This window comes from Sporosarcina sp. AD_1 (genome assembly GCF_057373025.1).
The window spans coordinates 264,705-289,809 of record NZ_JBPVIR010000003.1; the positions used below are offsets into that span (position 1 = coordinate 264,705).

Consider the following 25,105-nt stretch of genomic DNA (forward strand, 5'->3'; position numbering starts at 1 on the left):
AGCTGTTCCCGTTAAGGGAGCAGCTTTTTGTTATTCATCATATCAAAAGAAACGTCGTCTCCGTCCAAAACCAGGGCCAGGGCCAGGGCCAAATCCAGGTCCGTATCCTCCAACCGGAAAAGCAGTTGTCGGCGCTCCCATTACCGTCTCATTCGTTACTGCCACGTAGTGACGAGGTACTTCTACCATGTGTTGACGATTGACGTTAACAATCGGGTGAATGTAAGGCACTTCTTGTGGAATGAATGTATCGTGATAACGGTATTGAGTTGGGCAAACGACTGGCTGGACTTGGGAATTCGGGCAACATCCATGTTGCATCATGCTTCTCACCTCCTCCCTCTATTACATGCCACAATGGAGAGGAGAAACGGGCGAGCGACTATGGGTGCCATGATTACAATTAAAAGTTCTATTCCCTGGCTGATTATTCTTGTTTTCGCAATTCATTATACGCTTGCAAAGCACGCTTTCTCGCCAATGAATGGTCGACAATAGGTCTCGGATACGTCAAATCGAGCTGAACATTCGCTTCTCTTAAGAGAGCCGGAGGGGCATCCCATGGTTTATGAATATGCGGCGCCGGCAAATTGGCCAATTCAGGAACCCACTTGCGGATATAGTCACCATTCGCATCGAATTTTTCACTTTGGGCAACCGGATTAAAAATCCTAAAATAGGGAGCCGCATCGATTCCCGTCCCCGCTACCCATTGCCAGCCCATCGCATTGTTCGCCACATCATAATCAACCAACGATTTCCGGAACCAGTCAGCCCCTTCTGTCCACGGGATAAGCAAGTGTTTTACTAGAAACGACGCAGCTACCATGCGAACCCGATTATGAATGACACCCGTTTTCTGTAATTCACGCATGCCCGCATCAACGAGAGGATATCCTGTTTGTCCCTGCTTCCACTGATCCAGCTGCTCCTTTGTCCCGCTCCAAGGGAATTGCGAGAAATAGGCAATCAGTGGCTCATTCACCATTTGCGGAAACCAGACGAGCTGATAATAGGCAAAATCTCGCCACGCCAACTGGCGCAGAAACGACATGACAGATTGGTGGACAGCCGGCAGCACCGAGGCGTCGCTAATTCGTTTGGCAGAATGCCAGATGGACCTTACACTGATATCCCCTGCGGCTATAGCGGGAGAAAGCATGGAGACAGCAGCTATTTCCCCGGCAAATAAATCACGTTCCGTTCCGTAATAAAGCAAAGGCTCATCCATAAATTCTTCCCATTTTTCAATTGCACCTTGTTCACCAGGCTCCCACATACTTTCAAAGCATTCAGCCCAATCTCGATGAACCAGGAAGCCTAACTCTTCGATCGCCAAGGAGGGCCATTTCTCCTCCATCCCTTGTAGAAACGGAACTTGTAAAGGCCGCGGAACGAGTTCCTCTAAATTTTTCTTCCAAAATGCTGTGAAAACCTTAAAAGGCTCTCCCTTTGAATTTTTAATAGCATACGGATCAAATAACAGATTTCCTCTGAATATCTGCACGTCGAGATCGAGCAGACGAAGCAAGTCCACAGCCTCTTCATCTTTTGCCCGGTGCGCCGGTTCAAATCGTTCATTGAAAAAGATGCCGTCCGCCTGCGTTTCTTTTGCCAATTCGGCTAGAACGTTTGCGCTTTCTCCCTTACGGATCACTAATTGAACTCCTAAACCGTTCAATCGATTTTCAAATGCCTGCAATGAACGATGCAGCCACCATAACGACGGGCCGCTTTCGCTAAATGCCTTTTCATCTTCAGGCGTCCAAATAAAGACAGGAATCACCTTTCCAAGGGATGCCGCTTCAAACAAAGCTGGGTGATCATGCAGCCTCAGATCTTTGCGGAACCATACAATTGTTGTTTTCATCTCGTTCATCCTCTTAGTATGAATTTCCCCGCAGCAACGGGCTTTTTTACGCACTATTTGTTTCAGTTTTCCTCCAAAGTCAATACGCCATCCGTCATCTTATAGACTTTGTCACAGTACTCGGTTAATCGAATATCATGTGTCACGACAATCGTTGTCGTTCCTTTGCTTTTCGTTTCATGTTTCAACAGCTCCATCACTTCATAAGCCCGGTCCGAATCCAAGGATGCAGTCGGTTCGTCCGCTAAGATGATCGACGGATTGGTGTACAGAGCTTTTGCAATCGCAACCCGCTGGCGTTCCCCGCCGGACAAATCGGCAGGATACTTTTTCCGAAGCTCTCCAATTCCTAAATCCTCATATAATTGCTCCAGCTCCGCTTTATTCATATTTCCTTTTTTCACTTGGTCGAGCAGTTTCATCTGCTTATCCACCGTCAGGAAAGGAACGAGATTGGATGCCTGCAAGACAAAACCAATTTCTTTTAAGCGGATTTGGGAACGCTCCCGTTCATTCACATTGGAAATCGGCTGCCCATTTAAGATGACCTCTCCGGACGAGGGTGACAATAACCCACCGACAATTGTTAAAAACGTACTTTTCCCAGAACCAGAAGGGCCAATAATGGCAATCAATTCTTTTTCATCCGCCTGAAAATCAGTCTCCTTCAAAGCCTCTACTTGCGTTCTTCCACTTCCAAACGTCTTCGTCACTTGCTGTAATTCAAGAACTGTCATCTTCCTCACCCTCCTATCGCCTTTAATGGATCAATCCGTACAATTGTCATGACAGAGAACACCGCTCCTGCAATCGCGACCACTACTAATACAGCTCCGTACACGAGCATCGTAGGTATATCAAAAGAAACTGGCACGGCAGCCGGCAAAAAGGCTCCGGTTACCAAAGTGAGCACCAGGCCGATGGCAACCCCAACAAACGCCAGTAAAAACGTTTGGGCGATGACCGATCTGGATAGATAAAAGCTTGAAATTCCTTGCGCTTTCATGACACCAAACATGCTAATTTTCTGCACCGTCAAGACGTATAAGAAAATGGCAACGATCACAGAAGAGATGATAAATAGAAAGTAGATCATAAAAGTCAGTGTCAAATTCTGCTCGGTATAGCCAGGCAAATTTTTAATAAACGTTTCAGTTTCAATGACTTCGAGCGAATCATCTGCAATCTCCGTTTTTTCACCCCGGATGACGACCGCATTAATCCGATCCTTGTTCGCTTCCACCGCTTCTCCATACTTCACACGATTCAATGTGTCCAGATCCATGTAAAGCACAGGGGAGGCATTGAACCGGGAGGCTTCCATAAATCCGGTTATTTTTAGCTTTATATCTGTCGACGAGATGCTTAATTCATCTCCGACCGTAAAACCCTCTTCTTTCAAGGAGGCATCTGCAACGACTTCATTTTCCGCACTGAAAGGATTTCCTTCTGAGATGGCCGGCATTAAAAACTCCTCCGGCCGAATGCCGAACAATGAGACATTCGTCTTCTTTTTCCCATTGTTTGCAATGGCACTCATTTGACCAAGGACAGCCGTTTCATCCGCTTTGACATCCTTGGCCTGATCGAGCGTCAAAGACGACTGATAAAGGCTTTTGTCTGATTCATCCGTCAATACGACCGCATCGGCTTTCCAATTATCGACCGCTTCCCGGTTTAAATTCTTCAACCCAGTCGCCAATCCAGATAAAAAGAAAACCAAATAGGCGACAAGCAGCAATACGCCGGTAATAAGCGCAAACCTCAGTTTATTCTTGACGATTTCATTCCACGCTAAAAACATTCTGTTCACTCCTTTATATATGAATCGCCGTCTGATGGAGGCTATCCGCAGTGGCGGACACTTTCTTCGTCTCTTTCCCGATCTCATGGAACACTTCTAACAGAGCCGCAATATCCGATTCCATTTGGTGAATGTCCTGCGCGTTGGAGACGATGGCATTATGGATCTTTTCAAATTTCAATCTGGATTCACCCGATTTTTCCAGTCCAGCGTGAACTCCTTGCCGTACCGTTCCAATTACTTCAACTGTTTGTCTCGTCAGCTCGGTCGATTGTCGAATATGTGTAGTGATCTGTTCCACTGACTGCTTGGATTGCTCGGCCAGTGCCCGGACTTCTTTCGCCACGACCGCAAATCCCCTTCCAGCTTCACCGGCCCTTGCAGCTTCAATGGAAGCATTTAGCGACAGCAAATTCGTCTGTTCAGCGATGCCTTTTACAAGGTCTGCGATCGAGATGATTTCTTTGGAAGAGCGGGTCAATTCACCAACAAGTTCCCCCATATGTTCCGTCTCTTCCATTACGGCTGTCATATGTACATCCAATTCCTTAATTTTTTCACGGCCATTTTCCGCATAAGTACGGATGGCCCCTACATCCTGCACTCTTTTCTGAATTAGAGTTCGCATTCCCGCGACATTTCCGTTTGCCTCTTCCACCGAAGCATGCGTTTCATCTGTCAATCCTGCCAGACTTTCACTAATCGATGATATTTTCCCTTTTAGTTCACTTTTCACACGCTCATATTGCTCTTTTCTAATCTTTTCGTTATTTCGTTCATAAGCTTCCAAAACAATCTGCATCTCCAGATTCAAAAGCTTCCCAACCGTTTGGACGGCCTGCTCCTTTTCAGCACTCGAATCGATTGGCTCAGTAATTAATCGAACCAGCACTTGCTCAATCTGATAAAACATCCCGACATACCATTTCGGCTCTACTCCCATGCGGAAATGGATAGCCGCCAATTTCTCTTTCCTTTGAATGGAGTCATCGTTAAAAATGCCATCAAACATGCTGATAATGTAGTCGGCCAGCACTTTCTTCAAATGGTCCATATTAGAACGTTCTTCGATTAACTCCCGCAAGGTCGGTACCTCTAACACTTTTTCATAGAAAATAGAAACGATTTCCCCAACACCTTCGCGGACAAACGGTTCATAACTCTGGAGGAGGACTAGATCATCCAATGTAAAATGAATCAGTTCCATCTGCTTTTGTAACGTGGGATATGCGTGGAGATGGATAACAGGTTTCGGAATAACTCTATCTTGCGGTTGTCTTACAACCACAGGACGGCTTGTCCTCGAAAAGAATTTGATGACCATTTTAACTTCCCCTTCCACTTGCTGATTCCTATATTATGAATGCTAGCTCCTCACTATGTCAAACGTTTGTACATAGTTTGATAACATCTCTTACACTTCTCTCTGTACAGCCTTCTTCCCCCACCAGGTACGGGTAAGGAGAATCCCTAGAAGCAATCCGTATACAATATGCCCAATCAGCCAATAAACGATAGCAGGCACACTATCAATAGGTGGTGTACGCATCGATAGACCCGTTGTCGGATAAATAAGAGCCCCAATTAAAAGATTGACCAATGTACAGAAGCCAATGATCTGTTTGATGTTCCTCTTTTCTATCACGAGTTGGAGAACAAATACGAGGACAATGGAGACAATCAGATGAAACAGTACTTCTACAGGTTCGGAATACGTATAATTACGGAAAACGGGTATATAATCCACATTCAATAACAAGGTATAGACCTTATGGCCAGTTGCCTGTTCAACCCATTTGAAAAACAAGGACAGCACTAAACCCGTAACAATGCCGATACAGAGCAGTTGATACGCTTTCTTCACTTCCATTCACACCCTTTTCATTTCAATTTCAGATAAACCCTGTACAATCATTGTACATCAAACGTTGTACGAGTGTAAAAAATCGGATATACTATTTACAGCGTCTTGTGAAGGAAGTGAGCACTCGAATGTCTGTCTCAGAAAATGGCGTATATACAATCAAACAAGTAGCAGAGGCCACGGGGCTTTCGACACAAGTCATCCGTAAATGGGAAGAGAGGTATTCCCTGATCGTCCCAGATCGTCTGCCAAACGGATACCGAGTATATAGCGAGCAGGACATCCAGCTGTTAGCAAAAGTCAAAACACTGGCCGACCAAGGCTTTCCGATTCGCCAAGCAGCTGACATGGCGAAAGAAGAAATGGAGGCAGGGACTTTCATTTCCAAAGCCCCTTCTATTGAATCGCCTTCGGCTAATGAAAATGAAACTGTCCGAAAGCTGTTAGATAGCGGTACCGTTTGTGACGAAATCGAATTGAATGTTTTGTTGCAAAACGCTTATCTCGAGCTCGGCTTAGCGCCATTTCTCGATACCATCGTCATCCCCTTCCTGAAAGAAGTCGGATTGCGGTGGGAACTTGGTGAATGGGATGAGTATCAAGAGTCCGTCTCCAGTCTCGTTGTACGTGATTTCCTTGTGCAGATCCGCAGAACCCATCAATATCGGAATGATGCACCCATTCTCGTAACGGCATGCCTGCCAGACGAACGGCATGAAATTCCGATCCATATTTTAGCGCTGAAGAGCATGATGAAGGGGTACAAAACGATTGTTGTGGCCTCCTCACCTGCCCCAGGCGCCATTCAATCTCTTGTCAAAAGGTTGAAGCCGGCGAAAGTGCTGTTATCCGCCTCAACCTCAGTGCCTTTCAAGAAAAATCCGGGCTTATTGGATGAATTGGACGAATTTGCGGCAACACAAAAAAACACCGATTTTTATATCGGTGGCCACGGAGCTATCCATTACGCTGCTCATCGACCAATCAATACATTGAAGGTCACGAACAGTTTGGATGACGTATTTAACGATTCTTCAGGAAAATAAATACACCCCACATAGTGGGGCACGTTATCATTGATAGGCGGGCGGCAGTTCAGATTCATCGAAACCTGCCGCCTCTGTTCTTCTTTTATTACCTGCCTCATCATTTGCATAGTGAACTGGAGCTCCTTCTCCGATCATATCCAAAGAGGCAATATAGTCCAGATCTCGTCTGCGTTCCATCTCAGTTGGATCAACCGGTTTTTGTCCCATTCACATCATCCTCCTTCAAAGTAATCCGTGACCACTTGAACCATCACCAATGAACGACAGGACTCCGCTACTATTAGTTACCCCCTATTCTATTAGAACGAGTAAACTATTATATTATGAATCAGGCTTTGGTATACTAAATATTCAGTCACCAATAAAAGAATTCTTCCGTTTCACCATAACTCAGAAAGGATATAGTAGTAATAAAAGCCCCCAGAAGGAGGGAGAGAAACATGAAACGAATTGTCCTCTTCGATGGCGAGTGCAACTTCTGCAACTCCAGCGTCCAATTCATCATTAAACGAGATCCAGCCAATCATTTTCTTTTTTCCTCACTGCAAAGTGACACCGGAAAAAAATATGTGAAGCAATTTCATATTCCAGATGATGTGGACAGTCTGGTCTTGATTGATAATGGGAGAGCCTACACAAAGTCTGCTGCCGCTCTGCATATTGCAAAGAAACTTGATGGCCTCTGGCATCTGCTCTTCCTATTTATTCTGGTTCCACGAAAAATTCGTGATAAAGTTTATGATTATGTCGCCAAAAACCGTTACAAATGGTTTGGCAAACAGGAAGAAGCTTGCATGCTGCCGACACCCGAAGAACGAAAAAGATTCATTTGAAAAAAACGCTTCCAGCAGGAGGCGTTTTTTGTACGCGCGACAAAAGGAGATAAACAGGGTGTCTATCTCCTCGAAAATTGTTTATGTCTCTGCAGCTTGCCGTATCTTTTCATTTTCTTCCGCCGTGAAAGCGCGGGACCTGGTGAGGAACCGCTTGCCCTCAACGCCTTCCAGCGAAAACATGCCACCCCTCCCATCTACGACATCAATAATCAGCTGCGTATGTTTCCAATACTCATACTGATTTTTAAGCATATAAAACGGCACACCGCCGATATGGCCGAGAAGCACGTCCTGGTCGCCGATGATCAAGTCCCCTTCCGGATAACACATCGGGGAGGATCCGTCACAGCAGCCGCCCGATTGATGGAACATGAGCGGGCCGTGCTTCGCCTTCAGCTTTTCGATCAACCCCAAAGCAGCGTCTGTCGCTAAAACGCGTTCAGGCATGGACCCGTCTCCTTTCCATTAAAAGAATCCTAGCTTGTCTTCGCTATAGCTGACGAGCATGTTTTTCGTCTGCTGGTAATGCGCCAGCATTTGAAGGTGGTTTTCCCGCCCGATGCCGGATGCCTTATAGCCGCCGAATGCAGCGTGGGCCGGATAGGCGTGGTAGCAGTTCGTCCAAACACGCCCCGCCTCAATGCCGCGACCAAAACGATAAGCCGTATTCATATCACGCGTCCAGACACCTGCACCTAATCCGTATAACGTATCATTGGCGATTTCCAGCGCTTCTTCCTTTGTTTTGAAAGTCGTTACGGATACGACAGGCCCGAAAATCTCTTCCTGGAAAATCCGCATCTTGTTATTTCCTTTAAAAACAGTCGGCTGGATATAATAACCGTCCGCCAAGTCCCCTTCCATCTTGTTGCGGTCGCCTCCAGTCAGGCATTCTGCCCCTTCCTGCTTACCGATATCGAGATAAGAAAGGATTTTTTCCATTTGTTCTGTCGATGCCTGCGCACCCATCATAACGGTCGGGTCAAGCGGATTGCCTGTTTTGATCGCCTTTACCCGCTCAATCGCACGTTCCATGAACTTGTCATAGATAGACTCCTGGATGAGCGCACGCGATGGACATGTACACACTTCGCCTTGATTCAACGCGAATAGGACAAATCCTTCGACTGCTTTATCCAAGAACGAATCATCCTCAGCCATTACATCTTCAAAGAAAATGTTCGGTGATTTACCGCCAAGTTCTAACGTGACAGGAATTAAATTTTGAGATGCATATTGCATAATCAGTCGGCCTGTTGTCGTTTCACCTGTAAACGCAATCTTGCCGATCCGAGGGCTGGACGCAAGCGGTTTTCCTGCTTCGAGGCCAAACCCGTTTACGATATTCACAACACCAGCAGGAAGCAGGTCTTCAATTAATTCCATTAGCACCATGATGGACGAAGGCGTCTGTTCCGCCGGCTTCAAGACAACGCAGTTCCCTGCGGCAAGCGCCGGAGCCAGCTTCCATACTGCCATAAGCAGCGGGAAGTTCCATGGAATGATCTGCCCGACAACCCCGATCGGTTCGTGGAAATGATAAGCCACTGTATGATTGTCGATTTGGCTGACGCCGCCTTCCTGCGAACGAATCGCAGAGGCAAAGTAGCGGAAGTGGTCGATCGCTAACGGCAGGTCGGCATTCAGCGTCTCCCGCACGGCTTTCCCGTTCTCCCACGTTTCTGCAACTGCAAGCATTTCCAAATTCTCTTCCATTCGATCAGCAATCTTCAAAAGGATATTCGCGCGTTCCGTAACGGATGTCTTCCCCCAAACATCCTTTGCGGCATGCGCTGCGTCGAGAGCAAGCTCAATGTCCTCGGCCGTGGAACGGGCCACTTGTGTAAACACTTTGCCGGTCACAGGCGTGACATTGTCAAAGTACTCCCCTTTCACGGGGGCTGTCCATTTACCGCCGATATAATTATCGTACCGCTCCTTGAAGTTCACCTTTGCCCCTTCTGTGTTCGGAAACGCATAAACGTGTTTTTCTACAGCTTGTACCATGTTCCATTCCTCCCTATTCTCTTAAAAATTGCTATTGTAAAGTGCTCGATTGCACACAAAGCCACCTTATGAAGAGATAAGACAGGTTATTCATTTTGAATGCGCTTACATTTTATTTCATCCTGTCCCTCCACTTATCTTCCAATTCTCCTTTTATTCTATCTGACTATATTTACTATTTCAAGTTATAAGATTATATGCGGCGACTCTATATTACGCTTTTAACTTTCTCCGGCATTCTAACTCATTTATTAAACATCTACTCATACTTCCGTAATAATTTGTTAACATCTTCCCTTTACAATCAACTTAACTACTCATAGTAAAGGGGTTTTATTCATGGAAAACTCATTCGGAAAACGGTTGCTATCTACTATTGGTGCAGGGGTCGTCGGCTCTGCTTTGACTCTCGGTGTGGTGGCGAATACAGATCTGCTGAATGCCCAGTCCAAAACGGAAACACCTTCGTCAGTTCTTTCCTCACAGGACAAAACGAGCAACACGAATGTGGTTAACACAGCAGTAACGAAAAATACTTCCTTGTCGGACATGGTGGAAAACACATCGAAAGCGATAGTTGGGATTACTAATTATCAGGAGCAAGGTAACCGGTTTGCGGGGGGCTCCTCTATTTCTGAATACGGGACAGGCTCCGGGGTTGTCTTTAAAATCGAGGATAAGACGGCTTACATCGTGACAAACAATCATGTCATCGAAGGTGCTGCCAAAATAGAAGTTACGACTTCGAAAGGAGAAAAAGCCGAGGGGGAATTAGTCGGCAGCGATGCATTGACAGACTTGGCAGTTGTGAAAATCGACAAGAAATACGTGGATACGTACTTGGAATTCGGAAATTCCGATCAAGTCCGTGCAGGCGATTCCGTCATCGCCATCGGAAACCCGCTCAGCCTCGATTTCTCTGGAACAGTAACACGGGGCATCATTAGCGCACCTGCCCGTTCGATCGACGTCAACACTTCAGCCGGCGCTTGGAAAATGGACGTTATCCAAACCGATGCGGCCATCAATCCAGGAAATAGTGGCGGCGCGCTTATCAATGAAGAAGGAAAAGTCATCGGCATCAACAGCTTAAAAATTGCAGAAAGCGGTGTGGAAGGCATTGGCTTTGCTATTCCGAGCAATGATGTCGTTCCGCTCGTGGAACAAATTATGAAATCCGGTAAAATCGAACGTCCATACATGGGAGTCGGTCTTGCAGATCTCTCAAATGTCCCATATATGTATGTCCAACACTTGCCGAAGGAAGTGGAAGGCGGCGTCATGGTCACGTCCGTCGATCCAAATTCCGCCGCTGCGAAGGCCGGCTTGAAGGAGCAGGACGTTATTACTTCAATTAACGGCACAAACATCACGAACGCAATGGATCTTCGTAAAGTCCTTTATTCCGACCTGAAAATCGGTGACAAAGCGAAATTGACGATTTATCGGGAAAACCAACAGCAGACTGTGGAATTGACGTTGACTAGCAATGCGGATTTGAAATAAAAGAGATATGCGGATATACGCGCAGCCAACACCTTTGTCGAACAAGCGGCAGAGGTGTTTTGCCATGCCATCTTCCGATATAATTTCAGTAACGAATCTTAAAGGGAGGACAAGCCATTGAAAATCCTAGTAATCGAAGACAATGAAAGTGTCGCTTCCATGATCGGGCTCTTTTTTGAGAAAGAAAAAATACAAGGGGAATTTGTAGCGGATGGCTTGGTCGGCTATGAACGGGCACATGAAGAAAAGTGGGATTGCCTCATTATCGATTGGATGCTGCCCGGCATGGATGGCGTCACGATTTGCCGGAAGTTGCGCCAACAGCAAGTGGAAGTTCCCATTATTATGCTGACGGCGAAAAACACCGAATCCGAGCAAGTACTGGGGCTTGAAATGGGGGCAGATGACTACGTGACGAAGCCCTTCAGCCCGCTCGCTTTGCTCGCCCGCATCAAGGCGGTTACCCGCCGGTACGCTGGCCACAAGGAATCTCAAGCGCAAGATCCCGACTGGCTCACAACTGTCCATTTTAAGTTGAATCCGAGCACGCGGGAAGTGCTCCTGGACGGGAAGCCCGTTCCAAATCTTACACCGAAGGAATTTGACCTGCTTCATTTTTTCATCCAGCATCCTAAACAAGTTTTCTCACGCGAACAATTGCTGGACCGAGTTTGGGGCTATGATTTCTACGGGGACGATCGGACGGTCGATGTCCATATAAAAAGACTGCGGACGAAGGTTTCAACCGATGAAACACCTTTTTTCCATACGGTATGGGGCGTCGGGTACCGATTTGACGAGTCAGAAGGAAGCGGACGATGAAAATTAAATATTTCTATCAGCAGCTGGCGAGTCACCTTGGCGTTATTATTATCGCTTTTGTGATTCTAAGCTTGCTGTTTTCAAGTTTCGCCCGCAATTTCGTTTACGAAAATAAAACCGAAGAACTGTTGTCATACGGCTCCTCCATTTTGAATGAACTTGAGACCAATGGCAATTCACGGATGGTGTTGCAATCCTACGGCCATGTGCTCGGCGGCCGTGATATCCAGTACAGCCTGTTTGATGAAAATTCCCGGATTATTTATTCCACAGGATTGAAGACTGCTTTGATTGAGCTGAATGAAGAGGAATGGAACGAACTGCAAAACGGCAAGGCCATTACAGTAAAGCAGGAATATAAGCGGTTTAACCAAGCTGTGACCTTCGCTTTGCTGCCGTATTTCCATAATGGGCATTTCGGGGGCGGTATCCTGCTCACGTCGCCCATAAAAGGGTCGCGCGAACTCATCTCCGAGTTGAACAGCTATGTGCTCTATGCGATGGGTCTTGCCCTGCTGGCTGCCCTTTTGCTCAGCAGCCTGTTATCCCGATTCCACGGCAGGCGTATCAAACGGCTTCGTGCTGCGACGGCGAACGTCTCACAAGGCGATTACTCCGTCCGGATTCCCTCATCTGAAGTCGATGAAATCGGGGAATTTGCAGGAGACTTCAATGGCATGGTGGAAAAGCTAGGGGCATCCATGGAAGAGATTGAAAGCCTGGAGAACCGGCGCAGGCAATTCATGGCGGATGTATCACATGAACTTCGCACCCCGCTTACGACCATCCGTGGCATTATCGAAGGACTTCGAAACGATATGATATCCGAGTCGGAAAAGGAACGTGGGCTGGAACTGGCAAGCCGTGAAACGATGCGGCTCATCCGGCTTGTGAATGAAAATCTGGATTACGAAAAAATCCGCTCCAATCAAGTCACCCTGATGAAACAAGAAATTGATCTGCGCGAGCTGCTTGAAATTATCGGTGAACAGCTGGAAGATGCAGCAGAAGAAAAGGGCGACCGGATCAACGTTTCCGTGGATGGCCAGGTATCTGTATGGGCCGATTATGACCGGCTGACCCAAGTGTTAATTAACATTACGAAAAATAGTATTCAGTTCACCGAAAAGGGCACGATCTGGCTGCGAGGTCATTCAGCAGACGAAGAAACAGTCATTGAGATCGAGGACACTGGAATCGGCATGCAGGCAGAAGAAGTGGAAAAGATCTGGAACCGATTTTATAAAGCAATTGATTCCCGCACGACGAACCCATACGGCGAGTTCGGACTCGGACTGTCCATCGTCAAACAGCTCGTCCAACTGCACGGCGGCACCATTACAGTGGAAAGCGAACAAGGCAAAGGGACGCTCTTCCGAATTGTGCTGCCACGCGAAAAATAGGAAGCTGTCATGCTTGGCATGGCGGCTTCCTATTTTACTGTTTGATATAGCAAAATCGCATCCTCCATTTGTTCGGGCATCAATAAAACATGGTCAGTGGAATGGATACTTGCAACCGGTTCTTCCTCATCCCGTCCATTCACATACAAACCAAAACCATTACGGGAAGGGTATCCATAAATATGACATACGACTTTTCCATCGTGCATGAAAACAATCTGGTTCATATCTTCACTCACCGTTTCTTGGATGTTGTCCCACCGGTATCCGACCGTCTCATACACTGCTTCCTTTGAAGCATACGGATCAAATGAGTAAAGGACGTCCCATTCAAACGGCGTGATGTCCGATAGTGCAACTTGTTGTTGAGGGTCCATCTTACGGATCTGCTCCTTCATTAATTCAAGATTATGATCCCAAACGTCCGGCTTAAAAGCTGGAATGAGTAGGCATATTACACATACAAGTGACCCGATCGTTAAGACTTTCCATTTCTTCATCGTAGCGCCTCCCTTCTAATAGAGACGTTCCCTTTTGATAAAAGTTCAAATTCGTCAATTGGTCGATGACGAAAATGAATGAGCCAGTCTCACGCTATCCTCCGCTCGACTGGCCCTCTCCCTTTATTTCCCCTGAGTTTTCCGCAATTCGAACATTCGGTCCGTCCAGTCGTTAACTCGGTCAATGATTTCTTGCCGTTCATTTTCGACCCGGATCCGTGCCCGTTCGTTCAGTTCCTTTTTCACTTCAATGGCAGCGGCTTCTTTCGCATTGATCATTTCTTTAATTTCATTATAGACTTCGACAGTTATCATCTTTTCACTTCTCATCACCTGCAACGCCTCGAACATGCGGCTCGATTCATTCAGCGAGGCATACCAGAATTGAGATGCAATAGCAGAGCGATTGACCATCTCATCATATCCTTGGCCCCAATGCTTCAATAACGAGTTGGATTTGCCCATAATATCTTGCAATGAAGGAAGCCACTGCTTTGTAATCGACTGATCGAGTTCATCGATTGTTTTAGCCGAAATATACTCCCCTTTTCCGGCTTCTGCTACCGCTTTTAATTGCTGTTCGCCTTGCTGGTCCACATCAAAACCAATTATATTCACTTTACGCCCGGCATTAGCCTCAGCAAACGCCTTCGCCTCCGCCACTGGATCCCCGCCGCATGTTTCTGCACCATCACTCACGATGTAGACGGTCAGATTTTCTGTTGACCCCTCTGACTGTTCCCGAGCAAATTTTATCGCTTCGGCAATCGGCGTCCAGCCTTTCGCTTCCACACCGTCTACAGCGTCTTTGAATTTTGCCGCATCAAACGCGCTCATCGGATATACTTCTTCGATCGTCGTACAAGATAATTCTTTATCGGACTGATTTTGCGTCCCGGCATGTCCATACACGACAAGCGACACATCATCCCTCATTCCGATCGTACTTGCAAAACGCGATGTTGCCCGCTTGGCGATCGACATTTTCTGTTTTCCCTCAACGGACAGCAGCATACTGGAACTGGCGTCCAGCAAGATGATCGCTTTTCCAGGCTGTTGCTCAGCTTCCTGCGCACCTTCCACTTCGCCGGGTTCCGGCAAGTAAGGCTCAAACCAATCTACATTAAATTCTTCCAAATCGGTTGCTACCTTATCATAGGCGTTGCTGCCGACATAATAATGAAGCGCCTTAAACAACAATTCTGGGTCCTGCGTTTCCGCTGTCACCTCACTTAGTTTCTGAGTCAATTCCTCTTTATAGTCGCCGAGCCCGAAGCGTCCCCATTTCTGCTTCGTCTCCTCTTCATGTGGAATATCCGCGGTAAATATCCCAGGCTTTTGGGCCCGGAACGTTTCCTCTGAATCCGGTATTTGTATTTCTTTTATTTCGTCTAAAACACTAGGAGCCGGTGTTTCCTCTTCAGCCTCTTTCGACTGCCCAGGGTCAAGATTTACCTTTTCTGAAGCCTCGGTCACGTCAGGCTCCGGTTTCTCCTTCTCTGAACAACCGCTTAAGATAATGGTAATTGCAGAAAAAGCCAATAATCGGATGATCCACTTTCGCATCAACCTTATACCTCCCCTTCGTAGTACCGACATTTTAGCAAGTTTCTGATTACTTGGCGATACTTGGGAGAGAAGAGGAATAGTAAGTCCCGGTTCTGATGATGAAACAAAAGACCTTATATTTCCATGAAGATCGAGTCAATATGATAGCGAATCGTTTTCCTTATCCGTTCTGCATCCAACCGTTCCGGCTCCAGCAATGCATGAATCGCAATGCCGTCAATCAAAGAATAGAGCCGCTCTGATTCCAAATCCAGATTAAGCCCCTCCTTCAGTAAAGAAGTTGCTTTTAAGTAATGCATGACCCTTTGAACGCCTGCCCAAATGCCATCGTCCGGGATCGGCAGCTCCTCTTTTCTGTGATTGACATACGCAACGAATGCAAACCAGACTTCCATTTCAGCTCGGGTTTCTTCGTTGATCGGCACAATTTCATAAAGCACGGCCAGTACCATTTCCTTTGGAGGCAGCTCATTTTTTACGACTGCCTCAATACGGGCCGTCGCCCTTTCTTGCACGAGCGTCATTGCATAGACTAGCAAGTCATCTTGTGTAGAAAAATAATGACGGAGCGCTCCAAGCGAGAGCCCCGCCTCTTCCGCAATATTTCGCACTGTCGCCCCTTCCATTCCTTTATCCAAAATGACCCGCCACATCGCCTGTGCAATCTGTTGTTTCCGCTCTTCATGATTAATTATTTTTGGCATACTATCAGTGTAGAATAAAAAAGAATTTTTAACAATACACTTGTATTAATTAAACATAACATGGTACGATGCACATAACCAATACAACTGTATTAAATTAAGAGGTGAATCCATGAATTTTATTGCTTGGACGATCATTGCCTGTGAAATCGGCTTTTGGGTCGTTATCTTAGCTGGCCTCATCACACGATACATTTTCAACAAGAAACGGCTCGGCCTGTTTTTCCTCGCCCTCACACCCGTCATCGATTTACTGTTGCTCCTCGTCACCGCCTCCGATTTGTATAACGGAGCAGTTGCCACACAAATACACGCCTTAGCCGCCATCTATCTTGGCGTTTCCATCGCTTTCGGAAAAAGCATGATACGCTGGGCGGATGAACGGTTTTTATACTATGTAAAAAAACAAGGCACAAAGCCGGCGAAGAAAACGGGATACGCGCATGCGCGCCATTCCATGAAAGGCTCCATGCAACATGTGCTCGCCTTCATAATTGGAGGCACCTTCCTCATCGCTATGATCTACCTCATCGGGGATGCCGAAAAAACCGAAGCGCTCTATGACATGCTGCGGTTATGGGCAATCATTTTAGCAATCGATGTGGTCATCTCCCTTTCCTACTTCATCTGGCCACGGCCGGAAAGAGCGAAGTAGTCATGGTAAGCAGCCGGTCCAGCAGTGGGCCGGTTTTTTCGTGGCGATGAATGAGCAGTCGAGAATGGCAATCGAGGATTCTTTCAACGGGTACGAGCAGTATTCGAGCAGTCTCTTAAATAAGCGAGCCCCCTTAAACAATCGAGCGGTTCAGCAGAAAATACGAGAGGTTACTTCGAAGATACGAGCGGTTATCGAAATATTCGAGAGGTTACTGGAATATACGAGCGGTTTGGAAACATAATCGAGCGGTCACTGCGATATACGAGTGGTTTGGACAAATATACGAGCGGTCATGGATCCTAACATTTGTGGTGAAATTAGAACAAGCGATTTTCTTGTAAATTAAAACAACATTCTAGTAACCGCTCGGTTCCAGACTGATTATGCTAGCTGGCCAGTTCACATGTATAAATCCGCGTTATCCATGGGGCAGATCTGTCATTCCAAATGCTTTATTCACAAGCAGGTATACCTCTTGCGGTAAAAATAAAAAAACCGGCACATCGCCGGTTTTCGTTTTATGCTTCTAAGTGTGCCAATGCTTTCGCTACTTGGACCGTTCGTTTGGCTTGATGTTTGACTGCAGCTTGGACATCTTCGATCATTTTGCCGTCTTGGCCGACAGTGACACTTGTTCCGTAAGGATTGCCGCCCGCGCCAAATGTGACTGCATCCGTATATCCCGGTGCTACTACAATGGCACCCCAGTGATACATGGTGGTATAGAGGGAAAGGATGGTCGCTTCCTGGCCGCCATGTGGATTTTGAGCGGATGACATGGCACTGACCGCTTTGTTGGCCAGTTTTCCTTTTGCCCAGAGCCCGCCTGTCGTATCCAAGAAATTCTTCATCTGGCCCGGCATATTGCCGAAACGTGTGGGAACGCTGAAAATGATGGCATCTGCCCATTCGAGATCCTCCGGCTTTACTTCCGGTACATCCTTCGTTGCTTCCACATTCGCTTTCCATGCCGGATTTGATTCAATGGCGGCTTGTGGAGCTGTTTCGGCCGCTTTTAGAATCCGAACTTCCGAACCGGCTTCCTTCGCCGCTTCTGCCGCCCATTTTGCCAGTTGATAATTCGTACCGCCTGAGCTGTAATACACGATTGCTGTTTTCACCACTTCACAACACCTCTATATAATATTTTTTCCATACCATTTTGCCGCTGCCTCTACTTCCGTCTGCGTCAGCGAATGCCCGTTCATTTCCCAGTGAACCTCTGTTTGAGCGCCCGCCTCGACGAGCAAGCTGTTCAAATCCATCGTTTCTTGCGCAGGACAGATGGGGTCATTTTTTCCAGCTGTAATGAACACCGGAACACCCGTTAAATCAGGCAATCCGATGCCACGCCGAGGGACCATAGGATGATGTAAAATCGCACCTTTCAATGATTCGGCATAATGAAATAACAAGCTTGCCGCAATGTTCGCACCGTTCGAATAGCCGATTGCCACGATGTTCGATCTGTCGAAGCCGTATTCCATCGCCGCTTCATCTAGAAAAGCGTTCAGTTCCTTTGTCCGGAAAATCAAATCTTCTTCATCAAATACACCTTCTGCAAGCCGTTTGAAAAAGCGCGGCATTCCGTTTTCCAACACGTTTCCTCTGACACTTAACACTGAGGATTCCTCGTCAATCATTCGCCCAAGTGGCAACAAGTCCTGTTCCGTTCCGCCAGTGCCATGCAGCAACAATAGCGTCGGATGCTGCGGGTTCCCCGCTTGAAAAATATGCTTCATTGATTTCCCCGCCTTTCATTAATTGTAAAGGGAATTAAGTCTGAGTTCAGCCGTTCCCGGTATTGTTCATATTGTGGAGGCAGCATTAATGAAGATCCCATAGTTTCAAGTGACTCATCGACAGCAAAGCCCGGCGGATCGGTTGCAATTTCAAATAAAATCTCACCCGGCTCCTGAAAGTAGATGGAATTAAAATAGTTCCGATCCTGAACAGGTGTCACATGAAAGCCTTTCTGCCGAAATAGCTTGCTCCATTCTTGCTGATCATAGTCATCGATGGCACGAAAAGCGATATGATGGACAACACCCACGCCCATACTGCCGCGTCCTGTCGGGGTGAATTTCAAATCGATTTGATTACCGATAGGCGCTTCGGATTGAAAACGGATCATGTCATCTTCCTTGCCAATTTGCTTAAATCCCATTTCCATAAGAAGCCCGGCTGTCTCCTCCGGGTTGGATGAAAGAAGAGTCGCCCCGGCAAATCCATTGATCGCCTCTTTAGGAGTGATGCCGGAAAACGACCATGTATTTTCAGGTACGTTTTCCCTTTCCACAAGCTCCAGCTGCAAGCCGTGGGGATCGGAAAATGATAAATATCGTTCGTTAAAGCGGTTCTTGATGGTAAAAGGGATATGAAAACTCTGTAATCGATCTTCCCAAAAGGAAAAGGAATCCTTTGGTATTACGAATGCGGTTACTCCGACCTGACCATCTCCAATTTTCCCTGGATACGCGCCTGCCCAATTGAAAAACGTCATAATCGTACCGGGATCACCGACTTCATTGCCAAAATATAAATGATACGTTCCTGGATCATCAAAATTCACCGTCTTTTTCACAAGTCGCAGTCCTAACAGGCCCGCATAAAAATCAGCGTTTTCCTGAGGATGGCCGACGATTGCTGTTATATGATGAATCCCTGCTGTTTTTTTCATGCTTCACACCTCGGATTTATCTCGAAATAAAATATCTTGAATTCGAGATAATAGTACCAAATTGAAAACTTCCTGTCAAAAAAGAAGTTTTCAATCATCCGCTCATTCAAAGTTCGAACAGCGCCAATAATGATAGGCGATAATATCGGACATGAAGGCAAGCCCTTTGCTTTCCACTTGCAAGACCGGTTCCCATTCTCCATCGTGTCCACGTGATAAGTAAATTTCATGATCTGGCGCAGGATCAAAATAGCCGGATATGTCAAACGTACCATGACGCCGCAGGACAGCTCTCACTTCATAATCAATATTCGGGGCGGTGGTTAAAGGATTGCCGACCGAGTGTTCCAAAAGGAAACCCGATTCCTCTTTCCGATGATCTAACCGTTTTAATGTAATGCCATCTGGTGAGGCGGTCTTTTTTTCTTTGAATTGTTTCAGGTAATCGTACGCAATAGAAGGGCCGACTTCCTTCGTAAACGTCATAGGATGTTTTTCCAGATCATAAGCCAGTTCGATATCAACCCGTGTTCGGAACGATTCTCCATTTGGATCAAATCCACGTCCGTCTCCATGGAAATAATGGTTGGGCGACAGCACATTCGGATTTTTTATCCACTCCTCCCGCAAGAAAGTAGTGTAACGGAATTTCCAATGGTTAACCGGCCTTAGCTCTCGTTCTCTTTGATTGATGGGAAGAAGCAAATCGTTCGGCTTTCCAATCCATTTGATCATCGTAAAGGTTTCGGATGCTGTCTCCTTCTGGCTTGTCGACGGGTTCAATGCCCCATAAATCGTGGAGAACATGGATTTCAGCGTAGTCAGTTTTTCTTCAGATTCTACCAATGGCCGTTTTGCCCGAATGGCATATGCATAAGGCTGATCCAGCGAAATATCCCGGTCGATATATCGGTTGGATTTGACCGTATCCACTAGTTCGCCGTTTCGAAATACCTCATATTCTTCTATATCCTTAATTCGTTCCCATGCCAGAGCAATTTGTGTTTTTGCTACAATGGTTGTCATGACTAGCGATTGTAATGGATTCTCGATATTTTTCTCTTCCGCAAATGCAGAAGTTTGCATTGCAATGACATCAACAATCCCTTTATTATCAACTCGCTCGATTGTATAGTGATACAGTTTGCCATGCTTGAAGTCGCCGTCTTGAAATTCCGGCACGTTTCCTTCATATAAATGTTCACCATCTTTGTAGACATTGTAGAAGCCCCCGACATCATTCCATGTGAAGGAAATCAAATCATGTTCATGTTTTACATGCTTAATCTCGAAATTCATGGCTCATCCCTCCTTCTTACCATTGTGATGTACTTTTCATGCCATTAAACATCAGAGCCGATCTAGTACGTCAATCCCCGTCTTCCCACCCTGCCAAACGTCATAACAGCACGGCATAACCAGTTTACGCTTCATTTTTTCTTACCTGATTAAACAAAGTACAGGCGCATGACATGTGTTCATCATGCGCCGCAAAATCATTTATTTATTTCTCTTAATTTCCTGCTCACTTCATGAAAGGCCGCATCCAATTCCTTATATCGGTCACTTCCCGGCAACTCCATGCTTAATTGGCCTAACACGGCTTGCAGCTCCGTTTCTAGACGCAGACGATCCTCAGGGGTCTTTCTTTCCACGGGCGCGTCTTTCCTTTCCGTCCATTCTTGAAAGGTGACGGGTCGTTTCTGTATCGTACCCTTTTCAAATAGCAGCAGACCCTTCGCCAGTTTTTCGACGAAATACCGGTCATGGGAGGCAATGAGCAACGTGCCAGGAAAGGCTTCCAATGTTTTTTCCAGCTGCTCTCGTGACGGCAAATCGAGATGATTCGTCGGCTCATCCAGCAGCAGTACATCGGTCCCTTCCAAGATGAACTGCATCAGTTTCACTTTGACTCGTTCGCCTTGGCTCAATTCGCCTAACTTCAATCCCCAATGGGACTCCGTTAAACCGAGATTTGCCAGCTGTGTCCGAAGCTTCCCTTGTTCAGCAAATGAATCACGATGGAAATGCTCCGCCATTGTAATGTCCTGCGGCAAATCAAGGACGGCCTGACTCATATAGCCGATTGATAAACCGTTAGACAGCCAGACCTCACCTTCACATGCTGCGTTCCCGTTCAAGATGGAAAAAAGCGTAGATTTCCCGCTTCCGTTGGGGCCAATCAATGCAAGTCTCTCGCCTGCTTGCACGGTGAAGGAGACATTTGAAAAGAGCTGTTGACTGCCGTATGATTTTTGTACATTCTGCAGCTCCATGACGCGGTGCCCTTTTTTACGTTCCCCTTTGACATCAAACCAAACGGTCGTCTCTTCAGCTGGTTTCTCAACCCGCTCCTTGGCCAGTTTTGCTTCAAGCCGTTTCTGCATCGAACGAATTTGGACATCTTTCTTCTTCGCTTTCATCCGATAATATTCTTTCGCTCCACCCTTTTTGGTCGATTCGGCATGCGCCTTGGCTGACCATTCTTTCAACTGGGCGATTTGTTCCTTCACTTGTTTGATTTCCCGTTGCTGTTTTTCATAGTGATGTGCCTGAATGGCGCGCGCCTGCTCTTTTTTCTCACGGTAACTCGTATAGTTCCCTGTATACACGGTCATCTTCCCATCTTCCAGCTCCAGCACATATTCCGCTGTCTGGTCAATGAAGTGGCGGTCATGGGACACGATGAGATAGGTCGCCTGCTTTTGATTAATCACACGAACCAGCTCCTCCAAACTTTCTGCATCCATATGATTTGTCGGTTCATCGAGCAATACGAGCTGGCTGTTCCGCGAAAGAGCGGCCGACAAACGGAGTTTCATCCGTTCGCCCCCACTCGCCGTCGCGTAGCGGACATGATCCGGAAGATGCCACTTGGAACGGTAAGCATACATGTCTCCTGTATCTTCCCGGTCCCCCTCCTCCCGCTGTTCCTGCTTAAAATAGGTCAGGCTCGGGTGTGGGCCAGCCCAATAGATGGAGCCGGAAGTGGGAGCCAGTTCCCCGGCCAAAATAGACAGCAGTGTAGATTTCCCCGCTCCATTCGCTCCGACAATCGCAATGCATGCGTCTTGCGGAAGCTCGGCTGAAACGGCATCCAAAATAGTTGTTTCCCCAATCTTATAGCTTATTTCATTAATCTTTCCTAGTAACATAAATATTCCTCCTATGTGGAGGGACAAAAAAACCCTCCGTTTTAGAACGGAAGGATTAGTCAGGAAAAAAACACAAAGAAACCCCGTACAATAGGGCTGCTTTACGTGTGAGTAAAAATGGACAGACTAATCCCGTTTTCCGTTCAGATCAAAATGAAATTTCGTCGGAAATTGAGATTAGTTAATCACTGTCCACCCTCAGCCCTTTCAATAAATAGTATTCACAGTTTACCATACTCGGCCTGTAAAGTCATTATAATTTTCAGACATAACAATCAAATAGCCTGCTCCTCTTGCCTTACGGAAAAGTACCAGAGGTCATCCAATTTTCTGGTTCAGCATCCGTTCGATAGGCTTATATTGCATCAACCTGTCGGCTCCTCCTTGTATTACCCACAAAAAGTTGATAGGATAGCTTGCATCGGTGACCATACGAATAGTTAACCTACATCAGCCTGCACCGTACGTGAAATGGAAGCCTGCGTATGTGGATGCGATCGATGCATTCAGAAGGATTCCTCTGGCTGAATCAAGTTAAGCCTTTGGCCGATGTCAGTACATCGGTCCAATACACAAATTAACCACGTTATTTCTTATGACGCCTCCCCTGTGACATAGAAATGGAACGGACTTTTCGTATCCTCACCGATGCAGAGCCTCTTTTCAAAAGGAGGCTCTTTTAATTGGAATCCTCTGTCCAAATTCGCTTCATCTCTACCTGGCCATCTTTCTGCGTGATCTGATAGACGTCCGGATTCGTTAACGCCTGCCATTCCTTAAACCCAATCCGTTCATCAAAGCAGCGAAGCAATAATGTCATCAAGTTTCCATGTGTCACGATTACGCTATGGGAACCATCCGGCAGCTCATCGACAACATCACAAACCCGGCTCATCGCTTCATTGGAAGATTCTCCCCCTTCATAGGTAAGATTCAAATCAAGGAAAGTGTCCTCCAATTTAATGAGCCAGTCTTCAAAATCATGTTCACTCAAAGTTCTTTCTGCTAAACGACTATCCTCTTCGTAATAAATTCCTTTTTGATCAGACAACGGCTGGGCTGTCATTCTGGCTCGAAGAAAGGGACTCGTTATAATTCGATCCACCAGCTTATCCTCAAAAAAATCAGCCAGTTTGCTAGCTTGCATAACGCCTTTTGCGGTCAAGTCAGCGTGCGCAGACTGACCTTCCGCTTCGCAATGCCGTACGATATATATCGTTTTCTCCATGAGAAACGCCTCCTTTTTCATTATTTTCCCTTCTCTATTTCAGTAGAAACCTGTCAGGCTAATCTCGCGTTAATCAAACAGAGACAAAATTCATTGCATAGACCTTTCTGTTCCAACCATCCTACGAAAAAGGAGGTTGACTGAATCCATGAATAACGAACCGAATCAAACGGTTGCCGGCACAGATATCAACGAGGTCAAACGGCAAAACGCCAATTCCGGCCTGACCTATAACGAAGTGAAAGCATTGATTGCCAAAACCGGAGGAAAAGGGACGGGCGTCTACAGTGACACCAACCCCGAAATGGTCAAAAAGCAAATCGAGCGGGACCAGTCATGAAAAAAGGGTTTCCAATATGACTTGGAAACCCTACATATTATTTAGAAACCCTATCCGTATCCACCACATACCGATTGAGGAACTGGCTCATCTTTTGCTTGTAAGCATCTCCCGCGAGAGCAAACGACTCGCCGTGATTCGCTTTCGCTACTAGGAAAATATCCTTTTCGCTTGCGGTATTGCGATAAAGATCTTCTGCCATTTCAGTCGGCACGAACGTATCACTTTTTCCGTGGATATAGAGAATGGGAATGCGCGTCCGCTTCACTTCCTTCAAGGCACTCGCCTCGCGGAATGAATAGCCGGCTCTAAATTTTGTTACCATGCTCGTTCCATCAAGCAACGGAAATGCAGGAAGATGGAACATCCGGTTCATTTGGTAGGTAAATAACGAATAGACCGACTCGTACGGGCTATCCGCGATAATGGCCTTTACTTGGCGAGGTAGCTCTTCCTCGCCACTTGCCATTAATACCGTCGCGGCTCCCATCGAAAGCCCATGATAGGCAACTTCCGTGTCGGGCCCTAACTTCTTGACCAGCTGATCCGTCCAATCTATTAAATCCAGCCGGTCCGGCCAGCCAAATCCATAGTAATCCCCTTCACTCTTGCCATGCCCTCTCGCATCCGGCATGAAGATGTTATACCCTAACTCATTATGATAATACTGTCCGAACAGCCCCATTTGTTTCGCATTGCCAAGATATCCATGTGTCAAAATGACCAGCTTTTTGGTAGGCTTGGCAGCCGGCAAATAGTATCCGGACAGTTGTAATCCATCACGCGACGTCAGGCTCATGCGTTCAAATTTTTGATCGGCGACCCACTGTCTCCAGTCACCTTTCAAATAAAGCTCAAGTGTTTGATCCGCTACTTCCAAGTCCGCATTTTTCTCTAAATACTCTTTCGGACCCCGCTTGATTGCCAGATCATAGAAGAAAAAACTACCGGCCACTTGAACTGCAAGAAACCCGATTGCCAATAGAATCAATATCTTTCTCCAATTGATTCGGATCGTACTCATTCCCCTTCACTCTGTCTTGTGACATTCTCGATGTCTAGCATTAATATACAATAAAAGTCAGCAGGAATAAATAAGATATTTGAAAA

The 25,105-nt window shown here is 46.5% G+C and carries 27 protein-coding genes; 8 read left to right on the forward strand and 19 right to left on the reverse strand.

Going from position 1 to position 25,105, the window contains the following annotated elements; genetic code table 11:
- Nucleotides 1-42: 42 nt before the first annotated feature.
- The 6 genes from ACSW3C_RS07545 to ACSW3C_RS07570 form a co-directional block, all read right to left on the reverse strand.
- On the reverse strand, nt 43-324 hold the full coding sequence (locus tag ACSW3C_RS07545; protein ID WP_486561808.1) for a hypothetical protein: 282 nt from the start codon (nt 322-324) through the stop codon (nt 43-45).
- A gap of 103 nt (nt 325-427) precedes the next feature.
- The gene (locus tag ACSW3C_RS07550) at nt 428-1,870 is read right to left on the reverse strand and encodes a cryptochrome/photolyase family protein (protein WP_486561809.1); all 1,443 of its coding nucleotides are present in this window, start codon (nt 1,868-1,870) and stop codon (nt 428-430) included.
- Between the two features lie 62 nt (nt 1,871-1,932).
- A complete protein-coding gene (locus ACSW3C_RS07555; protein WP_486561810.1) occupies nt 1,933-2,607 on the reverse strand; it encodes an ABC transporter ATP-binding protein in 675 nt (224 codons plus the stop codon).
- A 5-nt stretch (nt 2,608-2,612) separates the two neighbouring features.
- Entirely contained in the window at nt 2,613-3,674 is a 1,062-nt protein-coding gene (locus ACSW3C_RS07560; RefSeq protein WP_486561811.1) for an ABC transporter permease, read from the reverse strand.
- A 13-nt stretch (nt 3,675-3,687) separates the two neighbouring features.
- Entirely contained in the window at nt 3,688-4,998 is a 1,311-nt protein-coding gene (locus ACSW3C_RS07565) for a protoglobin domain-containing protein (protein WP_486561812.1), read from the reverse strand.
- A gap of 90 nt (nt 4,999-5,088) precedes the next feature.
- Nucleotides 5,089-5,538, reverse strand: a complete 450-nt coding sequence (locus tag ACSW3C_RS07570) for a hypothetical protein (RefSeq protein WP_486561813.1) — start codon at nt 5,536-5,538, stop codon at nt 5,089-5,091.
- Nucleotides 5,539-5,666: 128 nt separating this feature from the next.
- Between ACSW3C_RS07570 and ACSW3C_RS07575 the strand changes: the two genes are divergently transcribed.
- Nucleotides 5,667-6,584: a MerR family transcriptional regulator gene (locus ACSW3C_RS07575; protein WP_486561814.1), complete on the forward strand. Its 918-nt coding sequence runs from the start codon at nt 5,667-5,669 to the stop codon at nt 6,582-6,584.
- Nucleotides 6,585-6,611: 27 nt separating this feature from the next.
- Here ACSW3C_RS07575 and ACSW3C_RS07580 read toward each other — a convergent pair whose 3' ends face one another.
- Nucleotides 6,612-6,794, reverse strand: coding sequence for a hypothetical protein (locus tag ACSW3C_RS07580; RefSeq protein ID WP_486561815.1), 183 nt, complete (start codon nt 6,792-6,794; stop codon nt 6,612-6,614).
- Nucleotides 6,795-7,027: 233 nt separating this feature from the next.
- On the opposite strand from ACSW3C_RS07580, the gene ACSW3C_RS07585 reads away from it, so the two are divergent.
- Nucleotides 7,028-7,420 (forward strand): thiol-disulfide oxidoreductase DCC family protein, encoded by a 393-nt coding sequence (locus ACSW3C_RS07585; protein ID WP_486561816.1) that lies wholly within the window; start codon nt 7,028-7,030, stop codon nt 7,418-7,420.
- 81 nt (nt 7,421-7,501) lie between these two features.
- On the opposite strand, the gene ACSW3C_RS07590 is transcribed toward ACSW3C_RS07585, so the two are convergent.
- Both ACSW3C_RS07590 and adh read right to left on the reverse strand, forming a co-directional pair.
- The gene (locus ACSW3C_RS07590) at nt 7,502-7,870 is read right to left on the reverse strand and encodes a DUF779 domain-containing protein (RefSeq protein ID WP_486561817.1); all 369 of its coding nucleotides are present in this window, start codon (nt 7,868-7,870) and stop codon (nt 7,502-7,504) included.
- An 18-nt stretch (nt 7,871-7,888) separates the two neighbouring features.
- On the reverse strand, nt 7,889-9,430 hold the full coding sequence (gene adh / locus ACSW3C_RS07595; RefSeq protein WP_486561818.1) for an aldehyde dehydrogenase: 1,542 nt from the start codon (nt 9,428-9,430) through the stop codon (nt 7,889-7,891).
- A 339-nt stretch (nt 9,431-9,769) separates the two neighbouring features.
- Between adh and ACSW3C_RS07600 the strand changes: the two genes are divergently transcribed.
- The 3 genes from ACSW3C_RS07600 (at nt 9,770) to ACSW3C_RS07610 (ending at nt 13,161) form a co-directional block, all read left to right on the forward strand.
- Complete coding sequence (locus tag ACSW3C_RS07600; protein WP_486561819.1) at nt 9,770-10,936, forward strand: S1C family serine protease; 1,167 nt, start codon at nt 9,770-9,772, stop codon at nt 10,934-10,936.
- 117 nt (nt 10,937-11,053) lie between these two features.
- Nucleotides 11,054-11,758 carry a winged helix-turn-helix domain-containing protein gene (locus ACSW3C_RS07605; RefSeq protein WP_486561820.1) on the forward strand — a complete coding sequence of 235 codons (705 nt, stop codon included), beginning with the start codon at nt 11,054-11,056 and terminating at the stop codon, nt 11,756-11,758.
- On the forward strand, nt 11,755-13,161 hold the full coding sequence (locus ACSW3C_RS07610; RefSeq protein WP_486561821.1) for a sensor histidine kinase: 1,407 nt from the start codon (nt 11,755-11,757) through the stop codon (nt 13,159-13,161). Before ACSW3C_RS07605 ends, ACSW3C_RS07610 begins: the two co-directional genes overlap by 4 nt.
- A 29-nt stretch (nt 13,162-13,190) precedes the next feature.
- Here the strand turns inward: ACSW3C_RS07610 and ACSW3C_RS07615 are convergent, their stop codons facing one another.
- The 3 genes from ACSW3C_RS07615 to ACSW3C_RS07625 all read right to left on the reverse strand — a co-directional run bounded on the left by ACSW3C_RS07615 (nt 13,191) and on the right by ACSW3C_RS07625 (nt 15,934).
- Nucleotides 13,191-13,661, reverse strand: a complete 471-nt coding sequence (locus ACSW3C_RS07615) for a hypothetical protein (RefSeq protein ID WP_486561822.1) — start codon at nt 13,659-13,661, stop codon at nt 13,191-13,193.
- Nucleotides 13,662-13,784: 123 nt separating this feature from the next.
- Nucleotides 13,785-15,227, reverse strand: a complete 1,443-nt coding sequence (locus ACSW3C_RS07620; RefSeq protein ID WP_486562111.1) for a vWA domain-containing protein — start codon at nt 15,225-15,227, stop codon at nt 13,785-13,787.
- A gap of 116 nt (nt 15,228-15,343) precedes the next feature.
- Nucleotides 15,344-15,934, reverse strand: a complete 591-nt coding sequence (locus tag ACSW3C_RS07625) for a TetR/AcrR family transcriptional regulator (RefSeq protein WP_486561823.1) — start codon at nt 15,932-15,934, stop codon at nt 15,344-15,346.
- 112 nt (nt 15,935-16,046) lie between these two features.
- On the opposite strand from ACSW3C_RS07625, the gene ACSW3C_RS07630 reads away from it, so the two are divergent.
- Both ACSW3C_RS07630 and ACSW3C_RS07635 read left to right on the forward strand, forming a co-directional pair.
- Complete coding sequence (locus tag ACSW3C_RS07630; RefSeq protein WP_486561824.1) at nt 16,047-16,589, forward strand: hypothetical protein; 543 nt, start codon at nt 16,047-16,049, stop codon at nt 16,587-16,589.
- Nucleotides 16,590-16,653: 64 nt separating this feature from the next.
- Complete coding sequence (locus tag ACSW3C_RS07635) at nt 16,654-16,833, forward strand: hypothetical protein (protein ID WP_486561825.1); 180 nt, start codon at nt 16,654-16,656, stop codon at nt 16,831-16,833.
- A 277-nt stretch (nt 16,834-17,110) separates the two neighbouring features.
- Here ACSW3C_RS07635 and wrbA read toward each other — a convergent pair whose 3' ends face one another.
- The 6 genes from wrbA to ACSW3C_RS07665 form a co-directional block, all read right to left on the reverse strand.
- The gene (gene wrbA / locus ACSW3C_RS07640; RefSeq protein WP_486561826.1) at nt 17,111-17,716 is read right to left on the reverse strand and encodes an NAD(P)H:quinone oxidoreductase; all 606 of its coding nucleotides are present in this window, start codon (nt 17,714-17,716) and stop codon (nt 17,111-17,113) included.
- 12 nt (nt 17,717-17,728) lie between these two features.
- Nucleotides 17,729-18,334, reverse strand: a complete 606-nt coding sequence (locus ACSW3C_RS07645; RefSeq protein WP_486561827.1) for an alpha/beta hydrolase — start codon at nt 18,332-18,334, stop codon at nt 17,729-17,731.
- Nucleotides 18,331-19,272: a ring-cleaving dioxygenase gene (locus tag ACSW3C_RS07650; protein ID WP_486561828.1), complete on the reverse strand. Its 942-nt coding sequence runs from the start codon at nt 19,270-19,272 to the stop codon at nt 18,331-18,333. The genes ACSW3C_RS07645 and ACSW3C_RS07650 overlap by 4 nt, the downstream gene beginning before the upstream one ends.
- Before the next feature lie 102 nt (nt 19,273-19,374).
- A complete protein-coding gene (locus ACSW3C_RS07655) occupies nt 19,375-20,571 on the reverse strand; it encodes a DUF3238 domain-containing protein (RefSeq protein ID WP_486561829.1) in 1,197 nt (398 codons plus the stop codon).
- 197 nt (nt 20,572-20,768) lie between these two features.
- Nucleotides 20,769-22,427: a ribosomal protection-like ABC-F family protein gene (gene abc-f, locus ACSW3C_RS07660; protein ID WP_486561830.1), complete on the reverse strand. Its 1,659-nt coding sequence runs from the start codon at nt 22,425-22,427 to the stop codon at nt 20,769-20,771.
- Nucleotides 22,428-23,106: 679 nt separating this feature from the next.
- Entirely contained in the window at nt 23,107-23,655 is a 549-nt protein-coding gene (locus ACSW3C_RS07665) for a histidine phosphatase family protein (RefSeq protein WP_486561831.1), read from the reverse strand.
- A 148-nt stretch (nt 23,656-23,803) separates the two neighbouring features.
- Between ACSW3C_RS07665 and ACSW3C_RS07670 the strand changes: the two genes are divergently transcribed.
- The gene (locus ACSW3C_RS07670; RefSeq protein WP_486561832.1) at nt 23,804-23,995 is read left to right on the forward strand and encodes a gamma-type small acid-soluble spore protein; all 192 of its coding nucleotides are present in this window, start codon (nt 23,804-23,806) and stop codon (nt 23,993-23,995) included.
- Nucleotides 23,996-24,032: 37 nt separating this feature from the next.
- Here ACSW3C_RS07670 and ACSW3C_RS07675 read toward each other — a convergent pair whose 3' ends face one another.
- Entirely contained in the window at nt 24,033-25,019 is a 987-nt protein-coding gene (locus ACSW3C_RS07675) for an alpha/beta hydrolase (RefSeq protein WP_486561833.1), read from the reverse strand.
- Nucleotides 25,020-25,105 lie beyond the last annotated feature (86 nt).